Here is a 15266-nt window from a genome sequence, read left to right as displayed (position 1 = left end):
AAGTTGGGGTTATGCCTCCACGTATCCCATATTACCGACCCCGAAGGGCACCCCGGAATATGTGCCGATACGTGTGTGTTGTTACACAAAGTGAGATTTGTCGCTCCCGTCCAGCCTGTGTATCTGAGATGGATCGGAAGTCCGGCGCGCTTTATACCACAAAACACGACCAGAAACCAACAGTTGTTGGCGGAGTGTGCTGTTAATGATTCTCAATTTGGCACGAAGCGTGCCTGACTGATACCATTGACGACACTTAGACTAGTATTGTCGAAAAAATCGACACCGATGGACAGATTACATGGCTATCTCTATTAAGACACCTGAAGAAATTGAAAAGATGCGCATCGCCGGTCGTCTGGCCGCGGAAGTGCTGGAAATGATCGAGCCGTTCGTGAAACCGGGCGTCAGCACCGGTGAACTGGACCGCATCTGTAACGACTATATCGTGAACGAGCAGCACGCGGTTTCCGCCTGCCTCGGCTACCACGGTTTCCCGAAATCCGTCTGCATCTCTATTAATGAAGTGGTGTGTCACGGTATTCCGGACGATGAAAAACTGCTGAAAGACGGCGACATCGTTAACATCGACGTGACCGTCATTAAAGACGAGTACCACGGTGACACCTCAAAAATGTTCATCGTTGGCAAGCCGACCATTCTTGGCGAGCGTCTGTGCAAAGTTACCCAGGACAGCCTCTACCTGGCGCTGAAAATGGTGAAACCGGGTATTCGCCTGCGCACCATCGGCGCGGCAATCCAGAAATTTGTCGAAGCAGAAGGGTTCTCCGTGGTACGCGAGTACTGCGGTCACGGCATTGGTCGCGTCTTCCACGAAGAGCCGCAGGTTCTGCACTATGATGCCGATGACGGCGGCGTGGTGCTGCAAAAAGGCATGACCTTTACCATTGAGCCAATGGTCAACGCGGGTGATTACCGCATCCGTACCATGAAAGACGGCTGGACGGTGAAAACCAAAGACAGAAGCTTGTCTGCGCAGTACGAGCATACTATTGTGGTAACAGACAACGGCTGCGAAATTATGACGTTGCGCAAGGATGACACCATCCCGGCGATACTGACGCACGACGAATGATAAAAAAGCCGGCAAATGCCGGCTTTTTTAATGGCTATAGCTTTTTCTTATGGGTGGCGCACGATGAGTAATCTTTTACCCGAACAGTATGCTAACACAGCTCTTCCCACCCTCCCCGACCAGCCCGATAACCCGGGCGTCTGGCCGCAGCACGAGCTGACTTGTGCCGGCATCAAGGCGCACATGGATGTCTTTCACCGCTGGCTGGGCAGCGCATTTGATGCGGGCATATCGGCAGAACAGCTGATTGAGGCGCGCACCGAATTTATCGACCAGCTGCTGCAGCGCCTGTGGATCGATTATGGGTTTGGACAAATCAGCGATGTTGCGCTGGTTGCCGTCGGAGGCTATGGCCGCGGTGAGCTGCATCCGCTTTCCGATATCGATCTCCTGATCTTAAGCCGCAAAAAGCTGCCGGACGAACAGGCGCAAAAAATCGGCGAGCTGCTGACCCTGCTCTGGGACGTAAAGCTGGAAGTCGGCCACAGCGTGCGTACCCTGGAAGAGTGTCTGCTTGAAGGGCTGTCGGACCTGACCGTCGCCACCAACCTGATTGAAACCCGCCTGCTGATTGGCGACGTCGCGCTGTTCCTGGAGCTGCAAAAACACATCTTCAGCGATGGCTTCTGGCCGTCAGAAAAGTTCTTCGCCGCGAAAGTCGAGGAGCAAAACCAGCGCCACCAGCGCTACCACGGCACCAGCTATAACCTTGAACCCGATATTAAAAGCAGCCCCGGCGGCCTGCGCGACATCCACACGCTACAGTGGGTCGCCCGTCGCCATTTTGGCGCCACCTCGCTGGACGAGATGGTTGGCTTCGGCTTTTTAACCGAGGCGGAGCGTAACGAGCTCAACGAGTGTCTGCACCTGCTCTGGCGCATCCGCTTTGCCCTGCATCTGGAAGTTACGCGCTACGATAACCGTCTGCTGTTTGACCGCCAGCTCAGCGTGGCTCAGCGCCTGAATTACCAGGGCGAGGGTAACGAGCCGGTTGAGCACATGATGAAGGATTTCTTCCGCGTCACCCGCCGGGTGACCGAGCTGAACCAGATGCTGTTGCAGCTGTTCGACGAGGCCATTCTGGCCCTGACGGCCGACGAAAAGCCGCGCCCGATTGATGACGAATTCCAGCTGCGCGGCACGCTTATCGATCTCCGCGACGAAACGCTGTTTATCCGCGAGCCGGAAGCGATTCTGCGGATGTTCTATACCATGGTGCGCAACAGCACCATCACCGGGATCTACTCCACCACCCTGCGCCATCTGCGCCACGCGCGCCGCCATTTGACGGAGCCGCTGTGCTATATCCCGGAAGCCCGTTCGCTGTTCCTGAGCATGCTCCGCCACCCGGGTGCCGTCAGCCGCGGCCTGCTGCCGATGCACCGTCACAGCGTGCTGTGGGCCTATATGCCGCAGTGGTCGCACATCGTCGGGCAGATGCAGTTCGATCTTTTCCACGCCTACACGGTGGATGAACACACGATCCGCGTGATGCTCAAGCTGGAAAGCTTTGCGAAAGAAGAGACGCGCTCCCGCCACCCGCTGTGCGTCGAGCTGTGGCCGCGCCTGACCCATCCGGAGCTGATCCTGATTGCCGCCCTGTTCCACGACATCGCCAAAGGTCGAGGCGGCGACCACTCGGTGCTCGGCGCGCAGGACGTGCTGAAATTTGCCGAGCTGCACGGCCTGAACTCACGTGAAACGCAGCTGGTGGCCTGGCTGGTGCGCCATCACCTGCTGATGTCGGTCACCGCCCAGCGCCGTGACATTCAGGACCCGGAAGTCATAAAACAGTTCGCCGAAGAGGTCCAGACGGAAAACCGCCTGCGCTATCTGGTCTGCCTGACGGTGGCGGATATTTGCGCCACCAACGAAACCCTGTGGAACAGCTGGAAGCAGAGCCTGCTGCGCGAGCTGTACTTCGCCACCGAAAAACAGCTGCGTCGCGGGATGCAGAACACGCCGGACATGCGCGAGCGCGTGCGTCACCACCAGCTGCAGGCGCTGGCGCTGCTGCGGATGGATAACATTGATGAAGAGGCGTTACATCAGATTTGGGCCCGCTGCCGCGCCAACTATTTTGTCCGCCATAGCCCAAACCAGCTTGCGTGGCACGCGCGGCATCTGCTCAAGCACGATCTGTCCCAGCCGATGATCCTGCTGAGCCCGCAGGCCACCCGCGGCGGGACGGAGATTTTCATCTGGAGCCCGGACCGCCCTTATCTGTTTGCTGCGGTCTGCGCCGAGCTGGACAGGCGTAATTTGAGCGTGCACGACGCGCAGATTTTCACCACCCGCGACGGCATGGCAATGGACACCTTTATTGTGCTGGAGCCGGACGGCAGCCCGCTGTCGTCAGACAGGCATGAAGGGATACGTTTTGGTCTGGAGCAGGCGATCACCCAGCGCAGCTGGCAACCCCCGCAGCCGCGTCGCCAGCCGGCGAAATTGCGCCACTTCACCGTGGATACCGAGGTCAATTTCCTGCCCACCCACACCGATCGTAAATCGTTCCTTGAGCTGATCGCGCTCGACCAGCCGGGGCTGCTCGCCCGCGTCGGCCAGGTTTTTGCCGATCTGGGAATTTCGCTTCATGGAGCCCGAATTACAACCATTGGCGAGCGAGTAGAAGATTTATTTATAATCGCCACCGCCGACCGGCGTGCCCTTAATAATGACCTGCAGCTTGAAGTGCAACAACGGTTGACAGCAGCCCTCAATCCAAACGATAAAGGGTGATATGTTTTTTAGTGAAATGGAAAGAGTAAACAATGCAGCAGTTACAGAACGTTATTGAGTCCGCTTTTGAGCGTCGCGCCGAGATTACCCCGGCAAATGTGGATACCGTGACCCGTGAAGCGGTAAACCAGGTGATTTCCCTGCTGGATTCCGGCGCGCTGCGCGTGGCAGAAAAAATCGACGGTCAGTGGGTCACTCATCAATGGCTGAAGAAAGCCGTGCTGCTCTCTTTCCGCATCAACGATAACCAGGTTATCGACGGAGCAGAAAGCCGCTACTTCGATAAAGTGCCAATGAAGTTCGCTGACTACGACGAAGCGCGTTTCCAGAAAGAAGGTTTCCGCGTGGTACCGCCTGCGGCAGTGCGCCAGGGCGCCTTCATCGCACGTAATACCGTGCTGATGCCATCCTACGTGAACATCGGTGCCTACGTTGACGAAGGTACCATGGTCGACACCTGGGCAACTGTCGGTTCCTGCGCGCAGATCGGTAAAAACGTTCACCTGTCCGGCGGCGTGGGCATCGGTGGTGTTCTGGAGCCACTGCAGGCTAACCCGACCATCATCGAAGATAACTGCTTCATCGGCGCGCGCTCTGAAGTGGTTGAAGGCGTGATCGTGGAAGAAGGCTCCGTGATCTCCATGGGCGTTTACATCGGCCAGAGCACCCGTATTTACGATCGTGAAACCGGCGAAGTGCATTACGGTCGCGTTCCGGCGGGCTCCGTCGTGGTGTCCGGCAACCTGCCGTCAAAAGATGGCAAATACAGCCTGTACTGTGCGGTTATCGTGAAGAAAGTGGATGCGAAAACGCGTGGTAAAGTGGGCATCAACGAATTGCTGCGCACCATCGATTAATCGGGTATAACAAAAAGCGGGGGCAACCCCGCTTTTTTTATATCTGAGGGTGGCGAAAATAGATTTTTTCGTTAATTATTCAAAGGTTATGTTGAGATCAAGGGTACCGCTATGTACGATAATCTGAAAAGTCTGGGCATTACCAATCCTGATGAAATTGATCGTTACAGCCTCCGCCAGGAAGCCAACAACGATATTTTGAAAATCTATTTTCACAAGGACAAAGGAGAGTTTTTCGCAAAAAGCGTGAAGTTTAAATACCCACGCCAGCGTAAGACCGTTGTTGCTGACGGTGTAGGACAGGGATACAAAGAAGTACAGGAAATCAGCCCTAACCTACGCTATGTGATCGATGAACTCGATCAGATCTGCCAGCGCGACCGCACCGAAGTCGATCTCAAGCGTAAGATCCTTGACGACCTGCGTCACCTTGAAAGCGTTGTTACCAATAAGATCAGCGAGATTGAAGCGGATCTTGAGAAGTTAACCCGCAACAAATAAGCCGTTTTATTGCCCGGTGGCGCTTCGCTTACCGGGCCTACGAACGCATGTAGGCCGGGTAAGGCGAAGCCGCCACCCGGCAAACAGCATCATCTCTGTTCATCCAACTGCAGCGCCACATACAGCAGCAGCCTGTCGTCGAAATTGCCCAGATCCAGCCCCGTCAGCTCTGAAATTCGGTTTAACCGATACTCCAGGGTATTGCGGTGGATAAACAGCGCTTTTGACGTCGCCAGCGGCTGCACGTTATGACGGAACCACGCCTGCAGCGTTCGGCGCAGCAGGCCGTTATTGTCCATGGCTTTCAGGCGCGCCAGTGGCCGCGCCAGCTCATTGGCCTGCCAGCCACCGCGCAGGCTGTCGAGCAGCACCGGCAGCATCAGGTCCTGATAGAAATAACTGCGGCTTTCCGGCATTCGCTGCTTGCCCACCATCATGGTGGTGCGCGCGGTTCGCCAGGAGCGGGCGATACTGCCCGGACCGGTAAAATAGTTGCCCAGCGCAACGCGAAAACGCAGCTGACCATTCTCCTTCATCCGGGAGATCAGCTGCTCCACGCGACGGCGATGATCGTCCGCATCCCAGCGGCCAAACGCATTGAGCGCCGGTTTGAGCACCACCATCTCCGTCAGAGAGACGATCGCCACCAGGTTATCGCGCTCCGGCGTCGCCAGTGCATTTTGCAGCTGCTGCAGCTCGGCCATCGCGCTGTCTACGCCCAGCTGGCCGCTGTCGACCTCAATGACCGCCACCACGCGCGGCTGGTTCAGATCGATCCCCAGACGCTGCGCCCATTCACTGAGCGCAGGCGTATGCTCTTCCGCCTGAATAAGGTTCATCACCAGCTCCTCACGCAGGCGGCTGTCCTGAGCGAGCAGGTGCATCAGGCGCGACTGCTCGAGCATCATCTCCGCCGTCATGCAGACCAGCTCACCGTATTTTCGCAGTGACTCGGGCTCGCCGGTGAGACCGATGACCCCCACAATCTCGCCTTCAAGGCGCAGCGGTAAATTGATGCCCTGACGGACACCGTGCAGGTGTTTCGCTACCGCATCGTCGATATCGACCACGCGCCCCTGGGAGAGCACCAGCAGCGCGCCTTCGTGCAATTCACCAATACGCTCGCGATCGCCGCTGCCAATAATGCGCCCGCGGGCATCCATTACGTTGATATTGGTATCAATGATGCGCATGGTGCGCGCCACGATATCCTGCGCCATTTTGGTATCAAGATGCCAGCCAGCCATAGAACCCTCCTGTGAGCAGAGCTCAAGCATAGGGATGTTCAGCGACGGCTGCATTGTGCGAATGCACAAAGAGAGAGGAAGAAGTATGGACTTGTGGGAAGGGTCACAGAAACGAGAAAGCCCCTGCGAACAGGGGCTTCAGAGGATTACTGCATCAGCAGGTAAATAGAGGTATCACCACGCTGGATATTCAGCGCCAGCACGGAAGGCTTGCTGTCGAGAATTTTACGCAGTTCAGCGATATTTTTCACCGGCTGCTGGTTAGCGCCCATGATCACATCGCCTTTCTTGAGGCCGATACGGGCTGCCGGTGAATTCGCTTTCACGTTGTTCACCACCACGCCTTTGTCTGCGCCTTTGTTGCTCATCTCGGCACCTTCAATCCCGCTGAAGATGGTGCTGGAGTCCACCTGATTCTGGCTGCTCTGCTGCAGCTCCAGGCTCACGTTAACCGCTTTACCGTCGCGCAGCAGACCAAGGGTCACTTTGCTGCCGATAGGCATAGAGCCGACTTCCGCACGCAGGGCGGCAAAGCTGCTGATCGGTTTACCGTTCAGGGAGGTGATCACATCCCCCGCTTTAATGCCCGCTTTAGCGGCAGAGGAGTTCGGCATCACCTGGCTGACGAATGCCCCGCGCTGGGCGTCAACCTTCATCGCCTTCGCCAGTTCGGAGTTCAGTTCCGTACCCAGGATACCCAGCTCACCGCGTTTCACCTGGCCATACTGCACCATCTGCGCGGTCAGGTTTTTCACCATGTTACTTGGGATAGCAAAACCGATCCCGATATTGCCGCCGTCCGGGGCAAGGATCGCGGTGTTGATACCGATCAGTTCGCCGTTCAGGTTGACCAGCGCACCGCCGGAGTTACCGCGGTTGATCGCCGCATCCGTCTGGATGAAGTTCTCATAGTTCTCGGCATTGAGGCCGCTACGGCCCAGCGCAGAGACGATACCCGAGGTCACGGTTTCACCCAGACCGAACGGGTTACCGATCGCCACGGTATAGTCGCCCACGCGCAGCGCGTCGGAGTCGGCAATTTTAATCGCCGTCAGGTTTTTCGGATCCTGAATCTGGATCAGCGCAATGTCAGAACGCGGGTCTTTGCCGACCACTTTGGCGTCAAACTTACGGCCATCGCTCAGCTGAACCTTAATGCTGTTCGCGTTATCGACAACGTGGTTGTTGGTAACGACGTAGCCTTTCGCTGCATCAATGATTACCCCCGAGCCAAGCGCCATGAATTTCTGCTGCTGGCCGCCGCCCTGGCTGTCATCCCCTGCGCCACCGCCCTGACAGAACGGAGAGCTCTGGAATGGCGAACCGTCCTGGCAGAACGGCGAGTTGTCGCCGAAGAACTGCTGGAAGTTACGCGGCATGCGCGGCGTATTGACGGTCGTGCTACCCTCGACGTTAATACTCACCACCGATGGCATCACTTTTTCGAGCATCGGTGCCAGGCTTGGCATCTGCTGCGCGGTTGCTGCCGACGACGCGGTCTCGGCTGCAGTAGCAGTCAGAGGAGACAGCGCTAAACCTAAACTCAGAGCCAGTGCACTCATTGCTAATGTGGTTTTTTTCATGTTTCTCAATCTCGATTTACAGGTAACGCAAAATTGCTGTGTAACTCAGATTCGTTTTATACCGCTTAGTTCCGGCGATAAGTTTATGGAAAAGGTAAAAATTTATTGGCCGTCTTTACAAAACTCAGGCGTTATTCCACCGCCATCAGCTTGCGATATTCATCCCAGGCATACAAATCCGTCATGCCGCTGATATAGTCCTGGATAAGACGGCAGCGATAATAATATTCCATCACCGGCCACTGGGGGGAATGGCGATCCAGCTTGCCAATCGCTTCGACATACGCCAGACGGTGTCGGGTAGAGAGTTTCTGATAAAGTCGGGATTCGATGGGGATGCGGCGCACGCGCTCGTGTTCCACCAGCTCGCTGAATTCGTCAACGGACAGCTGGAGCAGCGGGGCATAAATTTCCAGTAACCCGCTGATCACCCGGTAGCCCTGCAGCTCTAACTGTTCGACATCCGGATGGCTGAAGACATGCCGCATCGCCACATGTTTATAAAGCTCGAGGAGCTGGCTGAAACTGCTGTCATCTTCCAGTAGCGCATGGTTGAATTCCCCGCTGAAAATCAGCGGCAAATTATCAATAAAGCGCGACGCCGCGTACGGCACCAGCTTATTTAATGTATTTACCCGCAAATACATAAAGAACTGGTCTTCCGTACTGCGGCTTAATGTATTTGAGCGCGATTTATCCCAGGCATTTTCGACAACCTGCGCAAACAGCGAGCCTTTTTCATGGGTGCCCCAGGCCGTATAAAGATGCTGATAAAGCTCCTCGACGCTGAAGATTCTTTTCTCAACCGCGTCTTCCAGATCGGCCACGCAATAGGAAATATCATCGGCGGCTTCCATAATCCAGGTCAATGGAAAGCGGCCGTTTGGCGTCAATGAAAGTTCTTTACGTAGCCGTTCAATATAGGCCTCTTCGGAAAGATAATAGCCCGGTTTTTTCATTAAATAACTGTGGGACGCGGGCGTCTCCCCCATCCACCACGCGGGGCGTGTATATTTCAGAATGCAGCCGACCTGTGCCCAGGTCAGGTTCATACGCATCAGGGAGTGGACCAGCCGGATCCCCTGCGCGTTGCCCTCAAAATGACAGAGATCCTGGCGCACCTTGCGGCGCAAATCGTTCAGCCCCTCTTCGCCTTCACGCAGGCGTAAATCGCGTACGATGCAGCGGTCGTCGCTCAGCGGCTGGCTTACCGCATCCGAAGGGTAAAGCCGTTGTTTAAACCAGTCATTGATTGCCGCCTCACCAAAATGACCGAAAGGCGGGTTGCCGATGTCATGCATCAGGCAGGCCATCTCAACGATGCTCTCAAAAGGCCCCGTCAGCTCGTCCAGACCATAGGTTTCCAGCAAGCGCTGCTCTTTGAGACGGCTCAAAATCTCTTTGGCTATATAGCGCCCGACCTGCTGTACCTCCATAGAGTGGGTTAAGCGCGTGCGCACCGCGGCGTTACGCTCCAGCGGAAAGACCTGGGTTTTTTGCTGCAGACGGCGGATGGCGGGCGAGTTAATGATCCGCCCGCGATCGCTTTCGAAGATACGCAGGATCTCATGTTCGCTCTTGTCGCCCTGCGGCGAACGGAAACGTCGGTGCCAGTTAATTTTGGTGCGAAAATCGATTGGTGACATGTGCTCCCCCGCGTGAGAATGCGTTTCCCCTTAACCGCATGATAGACTATGCATCTTAACAAGGCACATCGCGAGTAAATCTATGAAAATCGGCATTATTGGTGCAATGGAAGAAGAAGTTACGCTCCTGCGTGACAAAATTGAGAACCGTCAGACCCTCTCTCTGGGGGGTTGTGAGATCTATACCGGTCAGCTAAACGGTGTTGACGTGGCTCTGCTGAAATCAGGCATCGGTAAAGTCGCTGCGGCGCTGGGTGCCACCCTGCTGCTTGAGCGCTGCAAGCCGGACGTCATCATTAACACGGGCTCGGCGGGCGGCCTGGCGCCAACGCTGAAGGTGGGCGATATCGTTGTTTCCGACGAAGCGCGTTACCACGATGCTGACGTCACCGCGTTCGGTTACGAGTACGGCCAGCTTCCGGGCTGCCCGGCAGGGTTTAAAGCGGACGACAAACTGATTGCGGCGGCAGAGACCTGCATTGCGGAGCTCAACCTCAACGCGGTACGCGGTCTGATTGTCAGCGGTGATGCGTTCATCAATGGTTCCGTGGGTCTGGCGAAAATCCGTCATAACTTCCCTCAGGCGGTGGCCGTTGAGATGGAAGCGACTGCGATTGCGCACGTTTGCCATAACTTCAACGTACCGTTCGTGGTGGTTCGCGCCATCTCTGACGTGGCAGACCAGCAGTCCCACATCAGCTTCGACGAGTTCCTGACCGTTGCGGCAAAACAGTCCACCGTGATGGTGGAACGCCTGGTGCAGAATCTGGCACGTGGCTAAACATACCCTCAGGGCGCTTGCCGCCCTGCTTCTGCTCGCCCCGCTGTGGCTCTATGCTGTACCGCGCGTGATTACGCTCTCTCCCGCCAATACGGAGCTGGCGTTTGCCGCCGGCATTACGCCCGTCGGCGTGAGCAGCTTTTCCGATTATCCGCCGCAGGCCGCGGGAATTGAGCAAGTGGCTACCTGGCAAGGGATGAACCTTGAGCGCATCGTGGCGCTGAAACCGGATCTCGTGCTGGCCTGGCGTGGCGGCAACGCCGAGCGCCAGGTCAACCAGCTCACTTCCCTTGGCATAAAGGTCATGTGGATTGATGCCGTCAGCATTGAACAGGTCGCTCAGGCGCTACGCGCCCTGGCACCCTATAGCCCTACGCCCCAAAAAGCCGAGGCTGCGGCGAAACAGATGCTGAGCGACTATGCCGCGCTGAAATCCCGATACGATACCCCAGTTAAAAAGCGCATCTTCCTGCAGTTTGGCAGCCAGCCGCTGTTCACCACCGGAAAAGGGTCGATTCAAAACCAGGTGCTGGAAGTTTGTGGCGGTGAAAACATCTTTGCAGCCAGCCGGGTGCCGTGGCCTCAGGTAAGCCGTGAGCAGGTTCTGGCGCGCCAGCCACAGGCCATCGTCGTGGTCGGAAATGCGAGTGAAATTCCCAAAATTGAGCAATTCTGGCAAAAGCAGCTAAAAATACCGGTAATCCCCCTCAACAGCGACTGGTTTGAACGCGCCAGCCCGCGTATTATCCTCGCCGCAAAACAGCTCTGTGCCGCGCTGGCAGAGAGTCACTAACATAAGACCCTTTTCGAGGATTTAACGATGCTCGTTTATTGGCTGGATATTCTTGGCACAGCCGTTTTTGCTATCTCCGGCGTCCTGCTCGCCGGAAAACTACGCATGGATCCGTTTGGCGTGCTGGTGCTGGGCGTAGTGACCGCCGTGGGCGGCGGGACTATCCGCGATATGGCGCTGGCGAATGGCCCGGTGTTTTGGGTGAAAGATCCGACCGATCTGGTCGTCGCAATGGTCACCTGCCTGTTAACCATAGTGCTGGTTCGTCAGCCCCGTCGATTACCAAAATGGATATTGCCGGTACTGGATGCCGTCGGTCTGGCCGTGTTTGTCGGTATTGGCGTCAATAAGGCGTTTAATGCGGGCACCGGTCCGATGGTGGCGATCTGCATGGGCGTATTAACCGGCGTAGGTGGCGGGATCATTCGCGACATTCTGGCACGTGAGGTGCCGATGATCCTGCGTACTGAAATTTACGCGACGGCCTGCATTGCCGGCGGCATTGTCCACGCGACCGCGTACTACACGTTTGCACTTCCGCTGGAAAACGCCGCGATGCTGGGAATGGTCGTGACGCTGGTGATACGTTTAGCGGCGATACGCTGGCACCTGAAGCTGCCGACGTTTGCGCTGGATGAAAATTCAAGATAGGCGTCGTTTATAAGCCCGGTGGCGCTTCGCTTACCGGGCCTACAATCCGCATTCAGGCTTAAATGCTGAACGAAGAACCACACCCGCAGGTGCTTGTTGCGTTCGGGTTGGTGACCACAAAGCGCGAACCTTCCAGACCCTCGGTGTAATCCACCGAACCGCCCACCAGATATTGCAGGCTCATCGGGTCAACCACCAGCGCAACGCCCTGTTTCTCGATGGTCATATCGCCATCGTTAACCTGATCGTCAAAGGTAAAACCGTACTGGAAGCCGCTGCAGCCGCCGCCGGTAATATAGACACGCAGTTTCAGATCCGGATTGTCTTCGTCGGCAATCAGGGTTTTCACTTTGTTGGCTGCTGCTTCGGTAAACTCCAGCGGCAACGCTACATCATCACTCATCTTATGCTCCCATGAATACTGCTACTGCTATTGGGTAAAATTCACCCAATTCTTTGTGTCATTATCTAATACCCTGGTAATTCATTCAAGTATTCTGCGTTGCGGCCCGCTCCGCCTCTTGTTTTGCCAGAGTACGCGCAAGAATGGTGGAGTATAGCGGTTTTCCACCCAGGAACTGGGCTAATAGTGTCGCGCCGAGACAGGTAATGATCATTGGCAAAATGAGCTGGTAATTATCCGTCATCTCCAGCACCAGCACGATCCCGGTCAATGGCGCGCGCAGGGAGGCGGCAAGCAGCGCCCCCATTCCGGCCACCGCAAAGGTCCCGGCGTCAAGGTGATAGGCGGGAAAGCCCGCTTCCGCCGCCATACCAAACGCGGTGCCCAGCAAGGTTCCCAGCGCCAGCATCGGGGCGAATATCCCACCGGGCGCGCCGGAGGAAAAACAGAGCACCGTCGTGATGACGCGGGAGATAAACATAAACAGCAGCAGACCCACGCTAAAGTTCCCCGCCGCCGCAATGGGGATCAGCCCGAACCCGCCGCCAGCGGCATTCGGCTCGATAAAACCGAGCACGCCGCAGATTCCGCCCAGCAGGCCGCCCATCAGCACCCATTTGGTCGTATTCCCACCGTGAATACGCTGGAACATATCCTGAGCGCGTAAGATAAAGGTGTTAAACAGCGGCCCCACCACGCCAAAAATCATGCCGAGGATTAGGTAAAGCCACAGGGTGTTCACCGGCGCGTTGGTCAGTTTACCCACCTCAATGACCGCCCCTTCGCCATTAAAGAGGCGAAACACGATGCTCGACATAATGACGCCGGTAAACACCGCTTTAATGGAGATCAGGTTGTAGCGAAACTGCGCGCGCATCTCTTCGATGATAAACAAAATGCCCGCCAGCGGCGCGTTAAAGGCCGCCGACAGCCCCGCCGCCGCACCGGTTGCCAGCAGCGTATGGCGCGCTTCGGCGCTGCGCATCCGAAACAGATCGCTCACCATGCGGCCGACGTTCCCACCCAGCTGAACCGTAGGCCCTTCCCGGCCAAGAACCATCCCCGCGCCCAGCGTACCCATGCCGCCGATAAACTTCACCGGGATGACACGCCACCAGCGCACCGGACGCAGCTCCTCCAGGGCCCCTTCAATTTCCGGGATGCCGGACCCGCCTGCCTCCGGCGCAAATTTACGCACCAGAAAATACCCCACCATGGCAAACAGCGCCGACAGCCCGAACGCCGCAACCCAGACCAGCCATCGGCTGTCGGCGAAACCGGCCACGGTTCCCACTCGCCAGTTGAGCACGGCATTAACCGCTTTTTCAAATGCCACGCCCACCAGACCGGCGAGTGTTCCCACCACGGCAGCGGCCAGCAGGATCGCCAGCGGCGTTTTATCGCGATTGAGCAGCCGTCGAATACTGATTCGATGCTGAGCGCGCGTAAACTGTTGTTCTTCAAAAGACGGAGAATCTGATTTCATGTCCTGTACTTATTCGTCATACAAAAAGCCGCGAGGATTTTACCAGAGACAGCCCCACCGTCTCCTGAAAATTACTTAACAAATCTTAAAGCATTACCCGGCTAAAAATTTCATAACCTTCCCCGAATCACTTAGAATAGTGGGCTTAATCATTTTATACGAACCAGGAACGACGCCATGAGCAAGTCTGAAAACCTCTACAGTGCAGCCCGCGAGCTTATTCCGGGTGGCGTGAACTCACCTGTGCGCGCCTTTACCGGCGTGGGCGGCACGCCGCTGTTTATCGAACGTGCTGACGGCGCGTATCTGTATGATGTCGATGGCAAAGCCTATATCGATTATGTCGGCTCCTGGGGCCCGATGGTGCTGGGACACAACCACCCGGCCATTCGTAACGCGGTGATTGAAGCCGCTCAGCGCGGCCTGAGCTTCGGTGCGCCAACCGAAATGGAAGTGAAAATGGCGGAGCTGGTCACCGAGCTGGTCCCGACCATGGACATGGTGCGCATGGTGAACTCCGGTACCGAAGCGACCATGAGCGCCATCCGCCTGGCGCGCGGCTTTACCGGTCGCGACAAGATTATCAAGTTTGAGGGTTGCTACCACGGTCATGCGGACTGCCTGCTGGTGAAAGCGGGTTCCGGCGCGCTAACGCTCGGCCAGCCAAACTCACCTGGCGTACCGGCTGACTTCGCGAAGCATACCCTGACCTGCACCTACAACGATCTGGACACCGTTCGCGCGGCGTTCGAGCAGTATCCGCAGGAGATCGCCTGCATCATCGTTGAGCCAGTTGCGGGCAACATGAACTGCATTCCACCGCAGCCTGATTTCCTGCCGGGCCTGCGCGCCCTGTGCGATGAGTTCGGTGCGCTGCTGATCATCGATGAAGTGATGACCGGCTTCCGCGTAGCGCTGGCGGGCGCCCAGTCTTACTACGGCGTCGAGCCGGACCTGACCTGCCTGGGTAAAATCATCGGCGGCGGCATGCCGGTCGGCGCATTCGGTGGGCGTAAGGACGTCATGGAAGCGCTGGCACCCACCGGCCCGGTTTACCAGGCGGGCACGCTCTCCGGTAACCCTATCGCGATGGCGGCGGGCTTTGCCTGCCTGACCGAAGTGGCTCAGCCAGGCATCCACGAAACCCTGACCGACCGGACCACGCAACTGGCAAACGGCCTGCTGGAAGCGGCAGAGGAAGCCGGTATTCCGCTGGTGGTTAACCACGTGGGCGGCATGTTCGGGATCTTCTTCACCGAGGCGAAAACCGTGACCTGCTATCAGGACGTGGTGAAGTGCGACGTTGAACGCTTCAAGCGCTTCTTCCACCTGATGCTGGAAGAAGGCGTCTACCTGGCACCGTCAGCGTTCGAAGCGGGCTTTATGTCCGTGGCGCACAGTGAAGAAGATATCAATAACACCATTGACGCGGCGCGTAAGGTGTTTGCGAAACTGTAAGATGTGCGGCTTGATGCCCTCACCC

13 protein-coding genes are annotated in these 15266 nt (G+C 56.8%); 8 read left to right on the top strand and 5 right to left on the bottom strand.

Going from position 1 to position 15266, the window contains the following annotated elements; all coding sequences use genetic code 11:
- Nucleotides 1-301 precede the first annotated feature (301 nt).
- From map to ACMGGU_RS02155, 4 genes are all read left to right on the top strand, one after another.
- Complete coding sequence (gene map / locus ACMGGU_RS02170) at nucleotides 302-1096, top strand: type I methionyl aminopeptidase (protein ID WP_045415354.1); 795 nt, start codon at nucleotides 302-304, stop codon at nucleotides 1094-1096.
- Between the two features lie 63 nt (nucleotides 1097-1159).
- Nucleotides 1160-3835, top strand: coding sequence for a bifunctional uridylyltransferase/uridylyl-removing protein GlnD (glnD, locus tag ACMGGU_RS02165; RefSeq protein ID WP_053077067.1), 2676 nt, complete (start codon nucleotides 1160-1162; stop codon nucleotides 3833-3835).
- Between the two features lie 32 nt (nucleotides 3836-3867).
- Nucleotides 3868-4692: a 2,3,4,5-tetrahydropyridine-2,6-dicarboxylate N-succinyltransferase gene (gene dapD, locus ACMGGU_RS02160; RefSeq protein ID WP_008501915.1), complete on the top strand. Its 825-nt coding sequence runs from the start codon at nucleotides 3868-3870 to the stop codon at nucleotides 4690-4692.
- Nucleotides 4693-4803: 111 nt separating this feature from the next.
- Nucleotides 4804-5193: a DUF3461 family protein gene (locus tag ACMGGU_RS02155; RefSeq protein WP_008501916.1), complete on the top strand. Its 390-nt coding sequence runs from the start codon at nucleotides 4804-4806 to the stop codon at nucleotides 5191-5193.
- 89 nt (nucleotides 5194-5282) lie between these two features.
- On the opposite strand, the gene cdaR is transcribed toward ACMGGU_RS02155, so the two are convergent.
- The 3 genes from cdaR to dgt all read right to left on the bottom strand — a co-directional run bounded on the left by cdaR (nucleotide 5283) and on the right by dgt (nucleotide 9669).
- Nucleotides 5283-6440 carry a DNA-binding transcriptional regulator CdaR gene (gene cdaR, locus ACMGGU_RS02150; protein ID WP_008501917.1) on the bottom strand — a complete coding sequence of 386 codons (1158 nt, stop codon included), beginning with the start codon at nucleotides 6438-6440 and terminating at the stop codon, nucleotides 5283-5285.
- A 146-nt stretch (nucleotides 6441-6586) separates the two neighbouring features.
- On the bottom strand, nucleotides 6587-8023 hold the full coding sequence (degP, locus tag ACMGGU_RS02145) for a serine endoprotease DegP (RefSeq protein WP_025756813.1): 1437 nt from the start codon (nucleotides 8021-8023) through the stop codon (nucleotides 6587-6589).
- 131 nt (nucleotides 8024-8154) lie between these two features.
- A complete protein-coding gene (gene dgt, locus ACMGGU_RS02140) occupies nucleotides 8155-9669 on the bottom strand; it encodes a dGTPase (protein WP_063620833.1) in 1515 nt (504 codons plus the stop codon).
- 82 nt (nucleotides 9670-9751) lie between these two features.
- On the opposite strand from dgt, the gene mtnN reads away from it, so the two are divergent.
- Genes mtnN through ACMGGU_RS02125 form a run of 3 tightly spaced genes read left to right on the top strand, consistent with a single transcriptional unit; the run spans nucleotide 9752 to nucleotide 11894 of the window.
- The gene (gene mtnN / locus ACMGGU_RS02135; RefSeq protein WP_262796730.1) at nucleotides 9752-10450 is read left to right on the top strand and encodes a 5'-methylthioadenosine/S-adenosylhomocysteine nucleosidase; all 699 of its coding nucleotides are present in this window, start codon (nucleotides 9752-9754) and stop codon (nucleotides 10448-10450) included.
- The gene (gene btuF, locus ACMGGU_RS02130; protein WP_111967245.1) at nucleotides 10443-11243 is read left to right on the top strand and encodes a vitamin B12 ABC transporter substrate-binding protein BtuF; all 801 of its coding nucleotides are present in this window, start codon (nucleotides 10443-10445) and stop codon (nucleotides 11241-11243) included. Before mtnN ends, btuF begins: the two co-directional genes overlap by 8 nt.
- Nucleotides 11244-11270: 27 nt before the next feature.
- A complete protein-coding gene (locus ACMGGU_RS02125; RefSeq protein ID WP_045907828.1) occupies nucleotides 11271-11894 on the top strand; it encodes a TRIC cation channel family protein in 624 nt (207 codons plus the stop codon).
- A 58-nt stretch (nucleotides 11895-11952) separates the two neighbouring features.
- Here ACMGGU_RS02125 and erpA read toward each other — a convergent pair whose 3' ends face one another.
- The gene (erpA, locus tag ACMGGU_RS02120) at nucleotides 11953-12297 is read right to left on the bottom strand and encodes an iron-sulfur cluster insertion protein ErpA (RefSeq protein WP_013095643.1); all 345 of its coding nucleotides are present in this window, start codon (nucleotides 12295-12297) and stop codon (nucleotides 11953-11955) included.
- Nucleotides 12298-12382: 85 nt separating this feature from the next.
- Complete coding sequence (gene clcA / locus ACMGGU_RS02115; RefSeq protein WP_420300214.1) at nucleotides 12383-13783, bottom strand: H(+)/Cl(-) exchange transporter ClcA; 1401 nt, start codon at nucleotides 13781-13783, stop codon at nucleotides 12383-12385.
- A 177-nt stretch (nucleotides 13784-13960) separates the two neighbouring features.
- Between clcA and hemL the strand changes: the two genes are divergently transcribed.
- Nucleotides 13961-15241, top strand: a complete 1281-nt coding sequence (hemL, locus tag ACMGGU_RS02110; RefSeq protein ID WP_048225686.1) for a glutamate-1-semialdehyde 2,1-aminomutase — start codon at nucleotides 13961-13963, stop codon at nucleotides 15239-15241.
- Nucleotides 15242-15266: the final 25 nt, after the last annotated feature.

This window comes from Enterobacter sp. BNK-8 (genome assembly GCF_048685095.1).
Classification (GTDB): domain Bacteria; phylum Pseudomonadota; class Gammaproteobacteria; order Enterobacterales; family Enterobacteriaceae; genus Enterobacter; species Enterobacter quasiroggenkampii.
This window is presented reverse-complemented; position numbering and strand designations above follow the sequence as displayed.

What these genes read in the sequence shown, in the direction of transcription:
- degP (WP_025756813.1), bottom strand. Translation starts at nt 8,023, where the DNA reads ATGAAAAAAACCACATTAGCAATGAGTGCACTGGCTCTGAGTTTAGGT.
- hemL (WP_048225686.1), top strand. Translation starts at nt 13,961, where the DNA reads ATGAGCAAGTCTGAAAACCTCTACAGTGCAGCCCGCGAGCTTATTCCG.
- dgt (WP_063620833.1), bottom strand. Translation starts at nt 9,669, where the DNA reads ATGTCACCAATCGATTTTCGCACCAAAATTAACTGGCACCGACGTTTC.
- map (WP_045415354.1), top strand. Translation starts at nt 302, where the DNA reads ATGGCTATCTCTATTAAGACACCTGAAGAAATTGAAAAGATGCGCATC.
- ACMGGU_RS02125 (WP_045907828.1), top strand. Translation starts at nt 11,271, where the DNA reads ATGCTCGTTTATTGGCTGGATATTCTTGGCACAGCCGTTTTTGCTATC.
- ACMGGU_RS02155 (WP_008501916.1), top strand. Translation starts at nt 4,804, where the DNA reads ATGTACGATAATCTGAAAAGTCTGGGCATTACCAATCCTGATGAAATT.
- dapD (WP_008501915.1), top strand. Translation starts at nt 3,868, where the DNA reads ATGCAGCAGTTACAGAACGTTATTGAGTCCGCTTTTGAGCGTCGCGCC.
- mtnN (WP_262796730.1), top strand. Translation starts at nt 9,752, where the DNA reads ATGAAAATCGGCATTATTGGTGCAATGGAAGAAGAAGTTACGCTCCTG.
- clcA (WP_420300214.1), bottom strand. Translation starts at nt 13,783, where the DNA reads ATGAAATCAGATTCTCCGTCTTTTGAAGAACAACAGTTTACGCGCGCT.
- glnD (WP_053077067.1), top strand. Translation starts at nt 1,160, where the DNA reads ATGAGTAATCTTTTACCCGAACAGTATGCTAACACAGCTCTTCCCACC.
- cdaR (WP_008501917.1), bottom strand. Translation starts at nt 6,440, where the DNA reads ATGGCTGGCTGGCATCTTGATACCAAAATGGCGCAGGATATCGTGGCG.
- erpA (WP_013095643.1), bottom strand. Translation starts at nt 12,297, where the DNA reads ATGAGTGATGATGTAGCGTTGCCGCTGGAGTTTACCGAAGCAGCAGCC.